We start from the raw sequence: 15367 nt of genomic DNA, 5'->3' as shown, positions 1-15367 counted from the left end.
GGCGGCCTCCGCGGCGGCGGCGGCGACGGTCGCGTCCCCGGCGCCGAGGCGGTCCGCGTCGGCGAGGTCGGCCCCCACGTCCCGCACGGCCTCGGCCAGGCGCGCCGGTCCCGCGTCCAGCGCGGCGGCCGCGGCGTCCACCGCGTCGAGCAGGGCCGTCGCGCGGGCCAGCGCGTCGCGGGCCGCGCCGAGGTCGGCCACGGACGCCGCCCGGTCGGTCGCCAGCGTCCCCGTGCCGCGCGCGGCGACGACCCGACCCTCGTCGAGCAGCGCCCGCGCCGCGTCGGGGTGCGCCTCGACCGGCGCCAGGGCGGCGGGGGCGTACCGCAGGGCGAGGGTCGCCAGGAGCGCCCGCGCCGCGTCGACCCGCGCCCCCGCCGCCTCGAGCGCGGCCGCGGTGGCCGCCAGGTCCTGCGGCGCACGCTCGTGGGCGTCGCGGAGCCGCGCGAACTCCTCCGTGCGGGCGTCGAGCGCGGCGTCGGCCTCCGCGCAGGCGGCGAGGACCTCCTCGAGCAGTCGGCGGCGCTCGTCGTCGGACTCGGGCTCCGCGTCGTCGAGACGCTGCCGCGCGGCGAAGGCCCGGGCGAGCGTGGCACGTGCCCCGGCGACGGTCGCGACGAACGGCGCCGCGGCGGCCGGCCCGAACTGCGCCTCGGCGAACCCGGCCTCCTGCGCGCTGGCCGCCACGGCGTCGTCGACCGCGACGAGCGCCGCCCCCGCCCGCGTCTCGAGCTCGGCCAGCGTCGCCGCCACCTCCGCCCGCTGGCGGCGGCGCCGGGACGCGCGGCGTGCCGCGAGGCCGCCGGCCGCGAGCGCCACGATCCCCCCGGCCACCGCCGCCCCGGTGCCCAGCGCCCGCCCGCCGGCGCCGACGGTCGCGCGGTAGCCCTCCGCCGCCCCGACCGCGGCGCCCGCCCAGTCGTCCTCGGCGAGCGCGGGCTCGATGCGGTCCTGCTCCACGTCCGTCAGCTGGGCGTCGGTGAGCGCGATGTCGTCCGCGACCGACACCCGGTACTGCCGGTCCTCGACGGCGACGGCCAGCAGCACGTCGTCGCGGCCCAGGCTCGACAGCTCCGCGGTGGCGTCCGCCCACTCCCGGGCCGGCTGCCCGTCGAAGGACTCCACGTAGACCACGAAGAGCTGGTACGGCGTGGCGTCGGCGAGGGCGTCGGCCGCCGCCTCGACGCGGGCGACGTCGGCGGCGTCGAGGACGCCCGCGCTGTCCGTCACGCCCGAGGGCAGCGCCTGCGGCGGCTCCGCCTGCGCCCCTGCGCCGGGCAGCAGCACCGCCAGCGCGGCGGCCGGGACGACGAGCAGCGCGGCGCGCAGGGCCGGCGGGCGGGGCCAGGTCCGGGGGCGGGGCCAGGTCCGGGGGCGGGGCCAGGTCCGGGGGCGGGGCCGGGCCCGTCGGTCGGCGGGTCGGGGCGCGAGGTCCACGGGTGCTCCTGCGGGACGGCACGGGCGGGCCGCCGTGCACCCCGGGGGGGCACACTGGCGTCGGCGCCGGTGCGGCGCCGCATGAGGGAGGATCCCATGAGCCCGTCGCCCGGGGCCGTCGTCCGCGCCGCGGCGCAGGTCGCGCTCGGCGCCGTGCTCCTGGCCGCGGGCACCGGGCACCTGACGACCCTGCGCCGGGAGTTCCGGGCGCAGGTGCCGCCGTGGCTCCCGCTCGACCCGGACCTCGTCGTCGTGGCGTCGGGGGTCGTCGAGCTCGGTCTCGGCGCGGCGCTGCTCACCGCGTGGCGGCGGCCCGCCCGCGAGCGCGTCGGGCTGCTCACGGCCGCGTTCTTCGTCGCCGTCCTCCCGGGCAACGTGGCGCAGCTCGTCGAGGGCCGCGACGCGTTCGGGCTCGACACGGACACGCGCCGTGCGGTCCGCCTGCCGTTCCAGCCCCTGCTCGTCGCGTGGGCGCTGGCCGCGACGGGAGGCCTGCGCGCGCTGCGCCGCCGCGGCCCCGGCGCCGCCGGGAACCCGGACGCGTCCGGCCCGTCCCGCGCCGTCCCGGGCGGCACCGGGCACCCGGCCGGCGGCGAGCCCACAGGGCCGCGCCGCGACGCGACCTGACGGGGCGCCACGCCCGGAGCGCGGCGGCCGGCGAGGATCAGGCGAGCGCGTCCAGCAGCCGGCCGAGGGCCGGGTCGAGCGAGGCGAGGTCGGTCGCGGGCGCGCCGGACGCGCCGGACGTGGGGGCGGGCGCCTCGAGGTCCCCCGCGGCCACGTGCCCGGCCACGACGAACCGCATCCCGAGCGCACCCGAGGCCATGCTGGCGATGGTCACGGCGACCCTCCGTCCCGGGCCGGCGGCCCGTCCCCCCTCCCGTCGGCCGTGCGGGGGCCCGACCGCCGCGCATCGGCCCCGCACCACCCGGACGGCCCTGAGGGTTCACCCGTGGGGGTGAGCCCTCGTCGTCGACCCGGGGCGGCCGCGGCCGCCCCTCCGCCGTCCCGCGCGGACCGCGGTCAGGCGGAGCGCGCCACGACCTCGGCGGGCACCTCGACCGCGGTCCCGTCGGGCGTGAGCACGTCGGTGGAGGTCGGGACGGGGCGGGTGTCGGGCAGCGGCGGGCCCCACACGGGCCGCCCGTCGACGAACGGCAGCACCTGCGCCCGCGCGTGCCGGTTCGGCTCCCGGAGCGGGTCCCCGACGAGGTGCGTGTAGGTGCGTGCGTGGTACACGAGCACCGTCTCGCCCTCCGGCGTCCAGGTGAACGAGTTGTGCCCGGGGCCGTACTGGCCGTTCTCGGGCGAGGACGCGACGACGGGCTCCGGGTGCTTCGTCCACGACGCGGGGTCGAGGAGGTCCGCGTCGGCGTCGGCCGTCAGCAGGCCCATCGCGTAGTCGATCCCCGTCGCGGCGCCGGAGTAGGTGAGGAAGACCGTCCCGTCCCGCACGAGCAGGGCCGGCCCCTCGTTCACGGCGAACCCGCGCCGCTCCCAGGCGTGCTCCGGACGGCTCAGCCGCACCGCGGGCGTGGCGAGCGTCCACGGGTCCGCCATGCGCGCGATGTACAGGTGCGAGTGGTCCGTCGAGCCCAGGTCCTGCTGGGCCCACACGAGGTACTGCTCTCCCCGGTGGACCAGGCTCGTCGCGTCGAGCGCGAACGACTCCCACCCCGTGTCGACCTGCCCGCGCTCGACCCAGGTGCCGGTCGTCGGGTCGTCGGCGGTGTTCTCCAGCACGAAGACCCGGTGGGCGAAGGTCTCGTTCGCCCCCGGCGCGTCGACGGTCCCGTGGTCGTGGGGCGCTGCCGCGAGGTACACGTACCAGGCGCCGCCGACGCGGTGGAGCTCCGGCGCCCAGATCAGGTGCGACATGGGGCCCTCGTCGTGCCGGCGCCAGATCGTCACCTCCTCCGCCGCCTGCAGGTCCTCCAGCCGCTCCGCGCCGCGCAGCACGACGCGGTCGTAGAGCGGGTGCGAGCCGGTGAACCAGTACCGCCCGTCGTGCCGCACGACCCAGGGGTCGGCGCGCTGGAGCACGATCGGGTTGGGGGGAAGGGCCTGCGTCACGGAAGTCCTCTCGCTCTCGGGCCGGGCCTCAGGCCCCGCCCAGCCCCGTCGTCGCCACGCCGCGGATGATCTGCCGCTGGAAGAGCATGAACACCACGACCAGCGGCAGCCCGGCGAGGATGGCCGAGGCCATCACCTGGGCGTACCGGATGCCGAAGGAGCTCTGCACCTGCACGAGCCCGACGGGCAGCGTCATGAGCCCGGGGTCGGAGGTGATGATGAACGGCCACAGGAAGTTGTTCCACGCGCCGATGAACACGAAGATCGCCACGGCCGCGAGGATCGACCGCGAGAGCGGGACGACCACCTGCAGGAACACGCGCAGCGACCCCGCGCCGTCCATGCGGGCGGCCTCCTCCAGCTCCCGCGGCACCCCGTCGAAGAACTTCTTGAGGATGAAGACCATCGCGGGGGCGACGAGCTGCGGCAGGACGATCCCCGCCATCGTGTCGGCCATCCCCCACGCGAGCATCTGCCGGTAGAGCGGCACGACGAGGATCTGCGGCGGCACCATGATCCCGGCGAGCACCAGCGCGAACAGCACGCCGCGGCCGCGGAACTGCGTGCGCGAGAACCCGTAGGCGGCCGCCGCCGACAGCGCGACGGTGAGGACGGTGACGAGCACCGCCACGACCGTGCTGTTGAGGAACCACGTGAGGATGTTGTCGTTGCTCAGCACCGAGGCGTAGGCCTGCAGGGTGAAGCCGCTCGCCGGCACGACCTCGAGCGGGACGGCCGTGGTCTCCGCCTCCTGCTTCAGGGAGGTGATGAGGGCCCACGCCAGGGGCGCCAGCCAGAGCACGGCCAGCACGCCCAGGGCGGTCGCCAGGGCGACCCGCACCCACAGCGGGGAGCGGACGCCGGCGATGCCGCCGTCCTCGGGACGGCCGGCGCGCCGCGCGCGGAGCGGACGGGGGGCGGTCGTGGTCGCCGTGGCCATCAGGACTCCTTCCGGGACGTCAGCCGCGTCTGGAGCAGGGCGATGACGATGATGACGAGGAAGAACGCGTAGGAGATCGCCGAGGCGTAGCCCAGCCGGTAGTTCACGAAGCCCGTGTCGTAGACGTACTGGAGGATCGGCGCCGCGTTGCCGCCGGGGCCGCCCGAGCCGCCGAAGAGGATGTACGCCTGGTCGAACAGCTTGAGCGAGGCGAGCACCTGCAGCACGACGACGAGGCCCGTCGTCACCTTCAGCAGCGGCAGCGTGATGGACAGCGTCCGCCGCCAGCCGCCCGCGCCGTCGAGCGCCGCGGCCTCGTACACCGTGGCCGGGATCGCCTGGAGCGCGGACAGGTACAGCAGGAAGTTGAAGCCGACCGTCCACCAGACGGTGAGCAGGATCGTCGACCACAGCGCCAGGTCCGGGTCGGTGGTCCAGCCGACCTTGCCGATGCCGAACCACCCGAGGACGGCGTTGAGCAGGCCGAAGTCGCCCTGGAACAGCCACTGCCAGATGAGCACGACGGTGGAGACGGGCAGCAGGAAGGGCGCGAAGTAGGCGAACCGCCAGAACCACTGGCCGCGGGTGCCCGTGTGCACCAGCAGGGCCATGACGAGCGCGACGAGCACGAGCGGCACCGTGCTGAGCACCGTGAACAGCAGCGTGATGCCGAGCGTGCGCCACACCTGCGGGTCGTCGAGCAGCTGCCGGTAGTTGTCCAGGCCGACGAAGCTCTGCGAGGAGGAGATGAGGCTCGTGTCGAAGAAGCTCATGCCGAGCCCGTAGACCAGCGGCCACAGCAGGAAGGCCGCGTAGACGACCATGAAGGGCAGGACGAACCACAGGCCGCCGCGGCCGGACGTCAGGCTGCGGCGACGGGGCGCCGCGCCGGAGGTGCCGGCGCCGAGGACCGCGGGCCCGCCCTGCCCGGGCGCGTTCTGGGCGCTGCCGACGGCGCTCACACCGGGCTCCCGAGGGTGAGCTGCTCGTCGAGCCAGCCGATGAGGTCGTCCGCCCCCGCGTCGGGCGTCAGCGCCCCCGAGGTGATGCCCTGCAACGTCTGGCCGGCGCGCGACATGAGGGTCGAGCCCGACCCCGAGAAGTAGGCGCTCGGGTCGAACTCCACCACGTCGGCGGCCCCCCGGTAGTTGGACTGCGGCTGCAGCGCGAGGTACTCGGGGCTCTCGGCCACCGAGGACAGGGCGGGGATGTGCCCGCCGCGCGCCCAGTCGAGCGAGTTCTTGAGCATGGACACGGCCATGTCGTACGCGGCGGCGCGGGCGTCGGGGTCGACCCGGGACTGGCGCGGCAGCACGAGGCTGTGGCTGTCGGCGCGCACGTACGGGGTGTCCCCGAAGACCGCGGGGAACTGCGTCATGGAGAAGGGCACGCCGGTGTTCTCGGCGGTCACGACCTCCCACGGGCCGATGAGCAGGAAGCCCGCCTGGCCGCTGGCGAAGGTCGCCGGGGCGGCCGGGCCGTCGAGGGTCTTGGAGGCGATCGTGCCGTCGCACATCGTCTGCATGAAGGCCATCGCCTCGACCACGGCGTCGCGGTCGACCTCGGCCGGGCCGCCCGGCGGCAGCTCGACGGTGCCCCCGAGCTGGCGGAAGACCGACCAGAACAGCATCCAGTTCGCGAGCGCGTCCGCGGCGCCGAACGCGATCCCCGGCCCCTCCGCGATCTCGGCGGCCCGGCGGCCGGCGTCGAGGAACGCCTCCGCGCCCTGGATCGGGGCGAGCGTGCCGTCGTCGGCCAGCAGGCCCGCCCGGCCGCAGATGTCCGTGTTGTAGAAGAGGACGAGGGGGTGGGTGTCCAGCGGCAGCGCCATGAGCCGCCCGTCGATCGTCACGCTCTCGACGACGGGCGCCGGGAACTGGTCCGTCGTCACGCCGCGGGCCTCGAGCTCGGCCAGGTCCCACTCGTCGACGAGCTCGGCGCCGAACGTCGCCAGCCGCGACGCGTGCAGCGTGGCGAGGTCGGGGGCGCGTCCCCCGGCGCAGGCCATCGCGAGCTTCGTGTAGTACGGGGCGCCCCAGGCCAGGGTCGTCGCCGTGACGGCCACCCCCGGCGCCTCGGCGCGGAACGCGTCGACGAGCCCCACCATGCGCTCGCCGTCACCGCCCGTGAAGAAGTTCCAGTAGTCCAGCGGCACCCCGCCCGACGCGCCCGGCAGGGAGCCGCAGCCCGCGACGGAGGCGACGCCAGCTGCACCCCCCGCCACCACGGCGGCGCGCAGGAACCCGCGACGCGACATCGCGTACCGGTCCATATGCGACCTCTCTCTCGCTTTTCCAACGTTGTAGAACCTCCCGCGACGTGGGCGGTCCTGTCAAGCCGGGGCGGGCGCCGACCGCTGCGTCGGTGCCGTCCCGGCCGATCGGTCAGGGCGCCGGCACGTCCGGGCCCCGCCCGCCGGGGGCGGCCGCGGCGGCGCCCGTCCCGCGCGCCGCCACGAGCCGGTTGACCAGGTAGAGCACCACCCCCACGGCGAGCAGCACGCCCGCGCGGGCGTAGACGTCGGCGTCGCGGCCGGCCAGCGGGCTGGCGAGGACGAGGCTCACGACCGCGCCCAGCACCGGGACGACCGTCGGCGCGCGGAACACGGGTCCGGGAGGGGCGCCGCCGTCGCGGTCCTCGCGCCGGCCGCCCCGCGGGTCGTCGGGCCGGACGTCGTCGCCGGTGCCGGTGCCGGTGCCGGTGCCGGTGCCGGTGCCGTCGCGGTCCCGGCGCCGCAGGACGAGGGCGCAGACGTTGACGGTGGCGAACACGAGCAGCAGGAGGAGCACGGTGGTGTCCGCGAGCCCCTCGAGGTCGCCGGTGCTCACGAGGGTGAGGGCGATCGCCACGGTGAAGGCGACGGCCACGAACGGCGTCCGGCGGCGCCCGACCCGGCCGAGGACCGCGGGCACGATGCCCTCGCGCGCCATCCCGTACACGACGCGCGAGGCCATGAGCATGTTGATGAGGGCGGTGTTGCCGACGGCCAGCAGCGCGATCGCCGCGAACAGCCACGTCGGGAACGCCAGCCCCGCGACGCGCACGACCTCCAGGAGCGGGCCGTCGGACTCCACGAGCGTCTGCGTGTCGACGAGCATCGCCGAGGTGAACGCGACCGCGAGGTAGATCAGGCCGGTGACCGCCAGGCCGCCGAACACCGCCCGGGGGAAGTCCCGGCGCGGGTCGCGGGCCTCCTCGGCCAGGTTCACCGAGTCCTCGAACCCCAGGAGCGCGTAGAACGCGAGCGCGGTGCCCGCGAGCACCGCCAGCCCGACGCCCCCCGAGGGCGGGTCGAGCGTCAGCGCCCGGTCCAGGTCGCCCTCGCCGCGGGCGAGCGAGACGAGCCCGATGACGATGATGACGAGGAGCCCGGACGCCTCCACGACCGTGAGCACCACGTTGACCTTGACGGACTCGGAGATCCCGACGAGGTTCACCAGCGTCACGAGCCCGAGGAACGCCCACGCGGCGACGAGGGTCGGCACGCTGACGAACTCGGCGAGGTAGTCGCCGCCGAAGGCGCGCGCCGCCGCGGAGGCGCTCGTGATGCCCGACATGAGGACGGTGAAGGCGACGAGGAACGTGACGAAGGGCCGGCGGAACGCCCGCTGCGCGTACAGGGCGGCGCCCGCGGCGTGCGGGTACCTCCCGACGAGCTCGACGTAGGAGGCGGCGGTGAGCGCCGCGAGCGCGAACGCGACGAGGAAGGGCACCCACACCGCGCCGCCGACCTCGCCCGCCACCTTGCCCGTGAGGGAGTAGATGCCGGCGCCGAGGATGTCGCCGACGACGAAGAGGACGAGGACCTTGCGCCCGAGGGTGCGGTGGAGCGGTGTGCCCTCGCCGGGCCCCCCGGGTCCCCCGTCCGCGGCGGCGGGGTCGGACGCGGGAGCGGGCTGCGCGGCGGGCTGCGGCACGTCGGACCTCCGGGGCGGGTCGTCGCCGGCGGGCCGACGAGGGGGCGCGGGGCGGTGCAGGTGGGGCGAGTGTCCACCTGCACCGCGACCCGCGCGACCTGCGCGCGCGGAGCGGCCCGGCGCCGGCCGCCGTGGCCCGTGCCACCGGTGCCGCCCGTGCCGCCGGGGGGACGTTCGGCGCGCTCCTCCCCTGGGAGCCGTCGGCTCAGACGCCTCCGGCGAGGCCCTCCAGGCGGTGGTAGGCCCGGTCGCGGTACACCAGCGGCGCCGCGTCGGGGCGGGCGCCGTGCGCGAGGGCCCGGAGCGAGACGAGGTGGCTCGTGCCGACGGGCACCCGCTGGAGCACCCGGCCCCGCACCCACGCCTGCGTGCCGTGGAGCACGGGCTCGCCCGAGGCCAGCGTCGACCAGGCCACGCCGGCGAAGCGGTCGACGCCACGGGTGGCGAACCGCGCCGAGACGTCGGCCTGGTCCTCCGCGAGGAAGTTCACGACGAGCGTGGCCGCCCCCGACAGCGCCGGCCAGGAGGACGACGCCGAGTCGACGGAGAACGCCAGGAGCGGCGGCGCGGCCGAGACGGAGATGACGGACGTGGCCGTGAAGCCGACGGGGCCCTCCGGGCCGACGAGCGTCACCACGGCGACGCCCGCCGCGTGCTGCCGGAAGACGGTCTTGTACTCGTCGGGGGTCAGCTGCGGCTCGTCCTGCTCCGCCAGCTGCGCCTCCAGCTCGGCGAACGACGCGGCGGTCACCGGGCCACCGCCGTCGTGGACGGGGCGGCGGACGGGACGGCGTCGACCGGCGCCGCGGCGGGCGCGGCCGGGACCGCCCGCCGCACGGCACCGCCCCACCGCCGCCACCAGGTCTCGACGTGCGCGTCGAGATCGGCCAGCGCCCCCGCCGGCACGACGAGGGACGCGGCGGGGACGACGGCGCCGAGCTCGACGAGCACGGGGCGCAGGTGCACCTCGCCGACGAGCGCGTGCGTCCCGTCGCCGGGCACGACGAGCGGCACCGCGACGACCCCGGCCAGCCCGTCGGGGCCGTAGAGGTCGAGGAACGCCTTGAGGAGGCCGGGGATCGACGCCTTGTGCACGGGGGTGGCCACGACGAGCACGTCCGCGGCGGCCACGGCGGCGAGCGCGACGTCGGCCCGGGGGTGCTCCGGCGCCAGGAGCTCGGCCCCGATCGTCGCGAGGTCGACGACACCGACGTCACCCGCGTGCCCGGCGCCGGGGGTGGCCCCGGCGTCGGCCGCGCCCGTGCCGTCGGCCAGCCCCGCTCGCACGCGGCGCCCGAGCGCGCGCCCGGCGCCGGCGGTGCGGGACGCCGGCCGCGGGTTCCCGACGAGCACGACGACCCGTGGCGCGTCGCCAGCGGGGCCGCCGACAGGTCCTTGGGTCGGGTCGGGGGCCGTGGGGGGCGGGCCCGCGGGGGCGGACGCGGACGCCACGCCGGGGGCGGACGGGGCCGCCGGGGCGGGCACGAGGGTCGGGGTGGTGGTCACGGTGGGTCCTCAGGGGTGATGGGTCGGGCGGCGGGTGACGGGCGCGGCGCCGGGACATCGACGGGTTCCCGCGCGCCCCGCGTCGGTGCCGTCGACGACCGCCGGCCGCGCGCCGGCCCTCCGGCGGTCCACGTCAGATCGCCTTGCCGGGGTTGAGCAGGCCCAGCGGGTCGAGGGCGGCCTTCACCGCGCGGTGGGCGGCACGGGCGACGGGGTCGAGCTCGTCGTCGAGCCACGGCCGCTTGAGCGCCCCGACGCCGTGCTCGCCGGTGAGCGTGCCGCCGAGGTCGAGCGCGAGCGCGACGATCGCGTCGAGCGTCCTCTGCACGCGCGGGGTGACCACGCCGTCGTCGGTGAGGACGACGGGGTGCAGGTTGCCGTCGCCGGCGTGGGCGAGCGTGAAGACGCGCACCCCCGTGCGCGCGCTGACGGCGGCGATGCCCCGGACGGCGTCGGCCAGCGCCGACCGCGGCACCGCGACGTCCTCGATGAGGACGGTGCCGTGCCGCTCGATGGACGGCAGCGCCAGGCGCCGGGCGGCGACGAGCGCGGCGCCGCGCTCCGGGTCCGCGGTCCTCTCCAGGTGCGTGGCCGTCGCGCCCAGCACGCCGGCGACGACCTCGGCCTCCGCGGCGGCCGCGAAACCGTCGGTCTGCACGAGGAGCAGCGCTCCCCCGCGGGCGCCGAGGTCCGTGCCCTGGGCGGCGTCGACGGCCGCGAGCGTGGCGGCGTCGAGCAGCTCGAGCGTGGACGGCCGGACGCCCGCGGCGGTGACGGCGGTGGCCGCGGCCGCCGCGTCCCCGACCTCGGCGAAGGACGCGACCACGGTCGCGGTGGCCACGGGGACGGGCGTGAGGCGCAGCGTCGCGCGCACGACGACGCCGAGGGTGCCCTCGGAGCCGACGAACAGCGACGTGAGGTCGTACCCCGTGACGCCCTTGAGCGTGGCGGCGCCCGTGCGCAGGAGCGAGCCGTCCGCCAGCACCACGTCGAGGGCGAGCACCGCGTCGCGCGTGACGCCGTACTTCACGCAGCGCAGGCCCCCCGCGTTCGTCGCGATGTTGCCGCCGATCGTCGACAGCTCGACGCTGCCGGGGTCGGGCGCGTACCGCAGGCCGTGGGCGCGGGCCGCGCGGTCGAGGTCCGCCGTGACGACCCCCGGCTCGACGACGGCCACGCCGTCCTCCGGCCGGACCGCCAGGACGCGGTCGAGCCCGGACACGTCGAGCACGACCTGGCCCGGCCCCGCCGCCGCCCCGCCGGCCAGCCCCGACCCGGCGCCGCGCGGCACGACCGGCACGCGGTGCGCGTGCGCCCACCGCAGCGTCGCCACCACGTCGTCGACGGACGTGGCCCGGACCACGGCGTCGGGCGCGCCCCCGGCGGACCACCCGGAGCGGTCCGTGCGGGCGGCGTCCCGGGCCGTGGCGTCCGTGCGGACGGACGCCACGGCGTCGGCGAGCTCCGCCAGGGCCGCCGCCGGCACGGGGGCGCGCCCGGGCGCGGCCAGGCCTCCGTCCGTGCCGGCGGGTGCCGCGGCGGCGGCGTCCGCCACCGGGGCCACGGGCGCCGCCGCCGCCCCGCGGTCCGTCACCGTGCCCGCGAGGGTGACGGCGCCGAGCGCGGCGTCGGCGACGGCGACGGCGGCGAGGTGCCCGGTCGGCCCGGCCGCGCGCGTCACGCGGCCGACCCGCGCAGCGCGTCCCGCGTGAGGGGCGCGGGCACCTCGTCGGCCGGCCGGCCCTGCGCCCGCCGCAGGCGCAGGCGCTCGAGGAACAGCACGACGGTCGCGGCGACGGTCCGGTGCTGCACGTCGTTGAGGACGTCGTGCAGCCCGTCCTCGACGACGACGACCTCGAGGGCGCCGAGCGCCCGGTAGACCGGCACGGCGTCGACCACCGGGCTGATGGCGTCGGCCGCCCCGTGCACGGCGAGGACGGGCAGGTCCAGGTCGGCGCGGGCCGCCCGCGAGGGGCTCAGCAGGCCCGTGGCGGCGGTCGCCAGCAGGGACCCGGCCAGGGAGCTGCGGGCGGCGCGGCCGAGCACGGCCCGGTGGTTCGGGCAGGCCGTGCGGGCCTCGACCTCGCGCTCCCACGTGCCGCCGAAGGGGCTGGGCTCGGCCTCGTCGCGGGTCGGGAGCCCGGCGAGCACGAGCGCGTCCGGCCCCGGCCGCGCGGAGCGCGCCACGGTCACGGCGGTGAGGGCGCCCGCGTCCGAGCCGAGCAGCACCCGCGGCGACGGCAGGTCCGCGTCGGCGAGCAGCGCCTCGACGGTGGCGCGCGTGCCCCGGCCCTCGTCGACCGCGAGGACGCGGTAGGCGTCCGCGGCGAGGCGGCGGCCGAGGCGCTCGTACACCTCGGGCGTCTCCCCCCGGCCGACGAGCACGACGACGGTGCCGCGGGGCGTGAGGCCCTCGGGCTCCGTCCAGGTGCGGGTGGCCGCGGCGGCGACGGGCCGGCCGTCGGGCGCGGTGCCGGGCGTCGCGTCGGGCGTGCTGCCCGGCGCCGCCACGTCGGGCCCGGCGGTCGCGTCGGGGTGGGGCGCCGTGGGCGGGGCGGCGTCGGGCGGGGTGGTGAGGGTCATCGCGGTCTCCGGGTCGTCTCGTCGTCGGTGGGGTGGTCGCCTCGGGCGCCGGGTCGGTCAGGCGTCGGGCCCGGTGGGGACGGTCGCGCCGGGCGCCGGGTCGCCGGCGGGCCGGGCGCCCACGGCGACGGGGCGGGCGGGGTCGTTCGACCACGCCGACCAGGACCCGGGGAAGAGCACGGGCCGCCGGCCGGTGAGCTCGAGGGCCAGCGCCTCGTGGGCGGCGGTGACGCCCGAGCCGCAGGAGACGCCGACCGTGCCGCCCGCCGGCAGGCCCAGCGCCGCGAAGCGGGCCTCGAGGGCGGCCACGGGCAGGAAGCGCCCGTCCGCGTCGAGGTTCTCGTCCGTGGGCGCGCTGAGCGCGCCGGGGATGTGGCCCGCGCGGGGGTCGACCGGCTCGGTCTCCCCGCGGTAGCGCGCCCCGGCGCGGGCGTCGAGCAGCACGCCGCGCGCCGCGAGCGCGGCGGCCCCGTCGGCGTCGACGGTCGGCAGGGCGCCGGACCGCAGGACGACGTCGCCCGGCGGCACCGGGGCCGGCTCCCCCGCCTCGAGCGGCAGGCCCGCGGCGCGCCAGGCCGCGAGGCCGCCGTCGAGCAGGCGCACCTCGGCCAGGCCGGCCCAGCGCAGCAGCCACCACGCGCGCGCGGCGGAGCGGCCGCCGAGGTCGTCGAGGACGACGACGCCGTCCCCGGTCCGCACGCCCCAACGCCGGGCGGCGGCCTGGAGGTCGGCGACCGCCGGGAGCGGGTGGCGCCCGTCCGTGGGGGCCCCGTGCCCGGCGAGCTCGGTCTCGAGGTCCACGTAGACCGACCCGGGCACCCGGGCCTGCCGGTGGGCGGCGCGGCCGTCGGGCGCCGCGAGGCTCCAGCGCACGTCGAGCACGACGGGCGGCCGCGGGCCCGCGAGCAGCGCCGCGAGCGTGGGCGGGTCGACCAGGGGCGAGGGCGACCCGGCGCCGGCCGGGGCCGTGCTCGGGGCCGTGCTCGGGGCCGTCGTCGGGGCCGTCGTCGGGGTGGTGGTCGTCACGGGGTCCTCCGCGGGGTCAGGGACCGGGCCTCGGGCCCGAGGTGGTCGAAGAGGCCGCCCAGGGCGGTGAGCGCGGCCGCCTCCAGGTCGAGGTCGAGGCCGCGCCGGGCGGCCAGGTGCACGCCGATGAGGCCGAGCGGGGGCAGGTCCGTGCGGGCGACGAGCCCCGACGGCACGGCGCCCGCGCTGGGCAGCACCGCCACGCCGAGGCCCGCGCGCGCGGCGGCCACCACGCCCTCCAGGCTCGTGGACTCCGCCGCGAGCTGCGCGCGCAGCCCCGCCTCCCCGAGCTCGGCCAGGGCGCGCTGCCGCATCCCGCAGGGCTCGGAGTAGGCGACGAGCGGCACCGTCCCGTCGGCGGGCAGCCTGAACCCGGGGCGGGCGTACCAGCGCAGGGGCAGGGTGCCGACGGGCCGGCCCGCGGTGTCGGGCGTGAAGCCCAGGAGGATGGCCAGGTCGATCGTGCCGCGCTCGACGCCCTCGGTCATGGCGGTGGACCGGTCGATGGAGAACTGCACGGGACGCCCGGGGTAGGCGTCCCGCAGCGCGGCCAGGAGCTGCGGGAGCACGCCCTCGGCGGCGGTCTCCGTCGACCCGACGACCACGGCCCGGCGGCTGCCCGCCTCGAGCCGGCCCAGCGCCTCGTCGTGGACGGCGAGGAGGCGCCGCGCCTCCGCGAGCACCCGCTCCCCCGCGGCGGTGAACCGCGAGCGCCGGCCGTCCCGCTCCAGCAGCGTCTGCTTCAGCCGCCGCTCGAGGGCCCGGACGTGCTGGGACACCGTGGGCTGCGCGAGGTGCAGGGACGCGGCCGCCCGGCCGACGCCCCCGCACTCGGCGATCGCCACGAGGCTGCGCAGCTGGCCCAGGTCGAGGGGCTCGCTCATCGCGCACCCCCGGAGGGCGCGGCACGGGGCACCTCGTCGGGCACCTCGTCGCGCACCGCGTCGGGCGCCCCGCCCCGGACGGCACCCGCCCCCGCGCCGAGCGCCGCCGCGACCGCGGCCGCGTGCCGGCGCCCGGGCACCGCCGCGAGCAGGCCCTGCGTGTACGGGTCGGCCGGCGCCGCGAGCACGGACCCGACGGGCCCCTCCTCGACGAGCCGTCCCCGGTGCAGCACCGCCACGCGGTGCGCGACCTCCGCGACCACCCCGAGGTCGTGCGTGACGAGGAGGTAGGACACCCCGAGGTCGTCCTGCAGCCCGACGAGGAGGTCGAGCACCTGCGCCTGCACGGACACGTCCAGGGCCGACACGGGCTCGTCGAGCAGGAGCACCTCCGGCCCGACCGCGAGCGCGCGGGCGATCGCCACGCGCTGGCGCTGCCCCCCGGACAGCTCGGCCGGCAGGCGCGACAGGTGCGCGGCGGGCAGGCCCACGCGGTCGAGCAGCTCGCGCGCCCGCTCCCGCCGCCCGCGCCGGGTGCCGACCCGGAACGACACGAGGGGCTCCGTCACGGACTCCTCGACGGTGAACCGCGGGTCCAGGGCCGCGAACGGGTTCTGGTGCACGAGCTGCACGCGGCGGCGCAGGGGACGCCACGTGCGCCAGGACGCGCCGGTGAGGTCCTGCCCGTCGAGCTCGACGCGCCCGGCGTCGACCGCCTGCAGGCCCAGGGCCACGCGCAGCGCGGTGGTCTTGCCCGAGCCGGACTCGCCGACGAGGGCGAGGGTCCGTCCGCGCGGCACGGCGAGGTCGACGCCGTCGAGGGCGCGCAGCGGCGGCCGTCCGGGCTGCGGGAAGTCGACGCGGACGCCCGTCAGCCGCAGCACGGCCGGGGCCTCGGGCAGCGCCGGGCGGCGTGGGACGAGCGCGGCGGGCGACGCGCCGGCCCCCGGGACACCGCCGCCGGGGGCGGCGGGGGCACCGGCGGCGGGGGCACCGGCGGC

The 15367-nt window shown here is 78.2% G+C and carries 15 protein-coding genes; 1 reads left to right on the top strand and 14 read right to left on the bottom strand.

Annotation, left to right across the window (positions count from 1 at the left end):
* A partial coding sequence (locus tag EJA20_RS15920) for a TPM domain-containing protein (protein WP_164984021.1) occupies nt 1-1437 on the bottom strand: 1437 nt, incomplete at its 3' end.
* Between the two features lie 96 nt (nt 1438-1533).
* Between EJA20_RS15920 and EJA20_RS15915 the strand changes: the two genes are divergently transcribed.
* Entirely contained in the window at nt 1534-2064 is a 531-nt protein-coding gene (locus EJA20_RS15915; RefSeq protein ID WP_420836441.1) for a DoxX family protein, read from the top strand.
* Between the two features lie 37 nt (nt 2065-2101).
* On the opposite strand, the gene EJA20_RS18825 is transcribed toward EJA20_RS15915, so the two are convergent.
* The 13 genes from EJA20_RS18825 to EJA20_RS15855 form a co-directional block, all read right to left on the bottom strand.
* Nucleotides 2102-2278, bottom strand: coding sequence for a hypothetical protein (locus EJA20_RS18825; RefSeq protein WP_164984020.1), 177 nt, complete (start codon nt 2276-2278; stop codon nt 2102-2104).
* A gap of 182 nt (nt 2279-2460) precedes the next feature.
* Nucleotides 2461-3510 (bottom strand): glycoside hydrolase family 43 protein, encoded by a 1050-nt coding sequence (locus EJA20_RS15910; protein ID WP_129339526.1) that lies wholly within the window; start codon nt 3508-3510, stop codon nt 2461-2463.
* A 28-nt stretch (nt 3511-3538) separates the two neighbouring features.
* Nucleotides 3539-4450, bottom strand: a complete 912-nt coding sequence (locus EJA20_RS15905) for a carbohydrate ABC transporter permease (protein WP_129339525.1) — start codon at nt 4448-4450, stop codon at nt 3539-3541.
* The gene (locus EJA20_RS15900; RefSeq protein ID WP_240675569.1) at nt 4450-5412 is read right to left on the bottom strand and encodes a carbohydrate ABC transporter permease; all 963 of its coding nucleotides are present in this window, start codon (nt 5410-5412) and stop codon (nt 4450-4452) included. Before EJA20_RS15900 ends, EJA20_RS15905 begins: the two co-directional genes overlap by 1 nt.
* Nucleotides 5409-6722: an extracellular solute-binding protein gene (locus tag EJA20_RS15895; RefSeq protein WP_129339524.1), complete on the bottom strand. Its 1314-nt coding sequence runs from the start codon at nt 6720-6722 to the stop codon at nt 5409-5411. The genes EJA20_RS15900 and EJA20_RS15895 overlap by 4 nt, the downstream gene beginning before the upstream one ends.
* Nucleotides 6723-6834: 112 nt before the next feature.
* Entirely contained in the window at nt 6835-8367 is a 1533-nt protein-coding gene (locus tag EJA20_RS15890) for an APC family permease (protein WP_129339523.1), read from the bottom strand.
* Between the two features lie 205 nt (nt 8368-8572).
* The gene (locus EJA20_RS15885) at nt 8573-9118 is read right to left on the bottom strand and encodes a flavin reductase family protein (RefSeq protein WP_129339522.1); all 546 of its coding nucleotides are present in this window, start codon (nt 9116-9118) and stop codon (nt 8573-8575) included.
* Nucleotides 9115-9873, bottom strand: a complete 759-nt coding sequence (locus EJA20_RS15880; protein ID WP_276319552.1) for an NADPH-dependent FMN reductase — start codon at nt 9871-9873, stop codon at nt 9115-9117. Before EJA20_RS15880 ends, EJA20_RS15885 begins: the two co-directional genes overlap by 4 nt.
* A gap of 133 nt (nt 9874-10006) precedes the next feature.
* The gene (locus EJA20_RS15875; RefSeq protein WP_240675568.1) at nt 10007-11554 is read right to left on the bottom strand and encodes an FAD-binding oxidoreductase; all 1548 of its coding nucleotides are present in this window, start codon (nt 11552-11554) and stop codon (nt 10007-10009) included.
* Nucleotides 11551-12456, bottom strand: coding sequence for an alpha/beta hydrolase (locus EJA20_RS15870; RefSeq protein WP_205687543.1), 906 nt, complete (start codon nt 12454-12456; stop codon nt 11551-11553). The genes EJA20_RS15875 and EJA20_RS15870 overlap by 4 nt, the downstream gene beginning before the upstream one ends.
* Before the next feature lie 57 nt (nt 12457-12513).
* Nucleotides 12514-13392 carry a sulfurtransferase gene (locus tag EJA20_RS15865; protein WP_205687544.1) on the bottom strand — a complete coding sequence of 293 codons (879 nt, stop codon included), beginning with the start codon at nt 13390-13392 and terminating at the stop codon, nt 12514-12516.
* A gap of 86 nt (nt 13393-13478) precedes the next feature.
* Nucleotides 13479-14366: a LysR family transcriptional regulator gene (locus tag EJA20_RS15860; RefSeq protein WP_129339520.1), complete on the bottom strand. Its 888-nt coding sequence runs from the start codon at nt 14364-14366 to the stop codon at nt 13479-13481.
* A partial coding sequence (locus EJA20_RS15855) for an ABC transporter ATP-binding protein (RefSeq protein ID WP_164984019.1) occupies nt 14363-15367 on the bottom strand: 1005 nt, incomplete at its 5' end. The genes EJA20_RS15855 and EJA20_RS15860, both read right to left, overlap by 4 nt.

The organism is Cellulomonas endophytica, assembly GCF_004123805.1.
In the GTDB taxonomy this organism is placed as follows: Bacteria; Actinomycetota; Actinomycetes; order Actinomycetales; family Cellulomonadaceae; genus Cellulomonas; species Cellulomonas endophytica.
This window is presented reverse-complemented; position numbering and strand designations above follow the sequence as displayed.

Excerpts from the sequence above, each read along its gene's own strand:
- EJA20_RS15915 (WP_420836441.1), top strand. The coding sequence starts at position 1,534 with ATGAGCCCGTCGCCCGGGGCCGTCGTCCGCGCCGCGGCGCAGGTCGCG.
- EJA20_RS15905 (WP_129339525.1), bottom strand. The coding sequence starts at position 4,450 with ATGGCCACGGCGACCACGACCGCCCCCCGTCCGCTCCGCGCGCGGCGC.
- EJA20_RS15895 (WP_129339524.1), bottom strand. The coding sequence starts at position 6,722 with ATGGACCGGTACGCGATGTCGCGTCGCGGGTTCCTGCGCGCCGCCGTG.
- EJA20_RS15870 (WP_205687543.1), bottom strand. The coding sequence starts at position 12,456 with ATGACCCTCACCACCCCGCCCGACGCCGCCCCGCCCACGGCGCCCCAC.
- EJA20_RS15860 (WP_129339520.1), bottom strand. The coding sequence starts at position 14,366 with ATGAGCGAGCCCCTCGACCTGGGCCAGCTGCGCAGCCTCGTGGCGATC.